The organism is uncultured Sunxiuqinia sp. (assembly GCF_963974515.1).
In the GTDB taxonomy this organism is placed as follows: Bacteria; Bacteroidota; Bacteroidia; order Bacteroidales; family Prolixibacteraceae; genus Sunxiuqinia.
In genome coordinates, this window is the sequence record NZ_CAXBDD010000218.1 from 1 (window position 1) to 2,204 (window position 2,204).

General features: G+C 40.2%; 2 protein-coding genes. Both read right to left on the reverse strand.

The genetic code is table 11. The features are described from left to right. Positions 1-9 precede the first annotated feature (9 nt). Positions 10-951: a GTP-binding protein gene (locus AAC033_RS19045; RefSeq protein WP_339741157.1), complete on the reverse strand. Its 942-nt coding sequence runs from the start codon at positions 949-951 to the stop codon at positions 10-12. Positions 952-1,001: 50 nt separating this feature from the next. Then, a partial coding sequence (locus tag AAC033_RS19050; protein WP_339741159.1) for a methyltransferase MtaB domain-containing protein occupies positions 1,002-2,204 on the reverse strand: 1,203 nt, incomplete at its 5' end.

A 2,204-nucleotide genomic window follows, 5' to 3' on the forward strand; every position in this document is an offset into this window, starting at 1 on the left:
AAAATGTTTTTACGAATGAACCGAAATTATTGCGTTCCCGACTTCCTTTTGAAGGTTTTGAAATCCATCAAAGTCTGATTCTTCCAAAATAATGACAATCTGGTTTTGCTGTTTTTTCAGACAAGGTTCAAATGAACAGCCGGATGGAGTAAAATTAAAAAGGTTCCACCCATTTTTGGTTCTGATATATCCCTTCCCCCGAATAATAAACTGGCTTGTATTAAAACCATGCGATAGCAGATCAGGATCAAAAATTGTATCCGGGGAAAATCTATAATACACTTCCTTATAATGGCTATCAGTTAAATCCTTATGGACTTTTGAGAACATCTCGTATTGGTTTATCCGCAATTCATCCGGAACATTAATATCTAACAAATTAGCCAATTGGGTATTATCCTGAACCAAATTAGCTGATTTTTCAGGAAACTGCTTAAGAAATATGGAAGTTAGCCGTTCCTGTTCCATTTTATCTTCCACCAGATCGGTTTTACTAAAAATCAGAATATCAGCTTTTGAAATTTGCGCCCGGCGAACCGGATTGAGTTGAAAGCGTGGACTTTCAATGCAGGTCATGTCAATGAAACAAATTACTGGCATTAGTTTAAGTTCGTAAATTAATGCTACAACTTCAGAAACGGTTTCGATACCACCAAGTCCACTGGGTTCGATAATAATCCGGGAATAATTTCCGGATTGTAAAATTTGGGATAGATTTTCAAAAAAATACCCCCTCGCGGAACAACAAATGCAACCTCCTGCTATCTCGTAAATCTTTCCTGTTTTTGATGAAGACCGAATTGTCTGACTGTCAATTGAAACTTTACCAAATTCATTGATCACTATGGCCCATTTTTCGTCATTTGATTTTCGTTTCAGAAGTTCTAAAATTGCAGTGGTTTTTCCACACCCCAAAAAGCCAGATATAATATTTACGGGTATTTTATCCATGAAAAAACAATTACCATGCAACCGATTACCAGTCAAATAATTTTATCGGATCACAATCCATATTCTGCCGGAATAAATTTATCCTGTTTGATTAATGGGAGCATCATTTCAACGAAATCACTTTCATTGTCGGGAATACTTGAAAGTTCGTCGCGCATAATGGGAAGATAACTGATTTCCATCTCGGAAAGTTTCATTTTGCCCGATTGAATGGCTTCTTCAATAATATCGAGGGTGACGAGTGCCCCGTTTTTAGCATTTGCCACGTATGAATCACCTTTAATGAGTTCTTTGGAAATTCGGATCACATTGTCGGGAGCAAGTATTAATGCCTGAGGATCGGTATAAATATCCGAAGAAACCAGCAATTGCTGTAATACATCGCGGTGCACTTTCCCCGCTTTCAATGCCTCGTTCATCAAACGGACATCGTATTCCAATTGTTCAAGATAAGCTGTGGGGGCCATTCCTGATAACAGCTTAATATTTTGAACCGATTCATTACTCCACAAGTCACATGAGGCAGAGGCTATATTTCCTATCGGACTAAGGTGGGCACAGGCAGCCGTCTTTCCTTCCATCGAAATCGGAATGCCCGTAATTGCCTTAAGGAAAGGACCTTCGTATGCACAATCTTTGTCAGGGCCAACAGCTCCTTCTTCCATTGCAACAATTGAACGGACTACAGAAATAACCCGGACCACAGCTGCAAACACCTTCGGAATATACTTTTTTTCGGCCAGTACCATTGCTGTGTTGGCAAATCCACAAGCGGAATCTCCGGCTGCAATTTTACCATGTTTATTGGCAACATCAACAATTTTTTTCCACAAAAACTGCATATCCCTTACCCCCAGTACAGCCAGAGAGAATACCATTCCCTTTATGTCACACATCATTAATGCTTCGTCTGATACCTCTTTCCCGCCGGTACTTTCAATCGAAAGCAAATCGCCCCCTTCCATGCTACCACGTTCAAAAAGTTCGAACATAGGTTCCAGGTATTGTGAAGTGCGTTGTTTGGCAGGCCGCTCAAACTCGCGCAAGTCGTTCGGGGTAAGACGAATTTCTGAAGCCAGTCCATGTCTTTGATAATATTTTTCGCAGACCTCATTCATTATTTTTACAATCTCAATCCCGATTTGAGGAGTTTTGGTCATTTCAAGAAGTGTCTCCAATTCGAGAACAACACCTTTTGATCCAAGGTGCAACGCACGTTCCAAAGCTCCCTCAGCTATCTCCCTGTAATGAGT

What these genes read in the sequence shown, in the direction of transcription:
- AAC033_RS19045 (WP_339741157.1), bottom strand. Translation starts at nt 951, where the DNA reads ATGGATAAAATACCCGTAAATATTATATCTGGCTTTTTGGGGTGTGGA.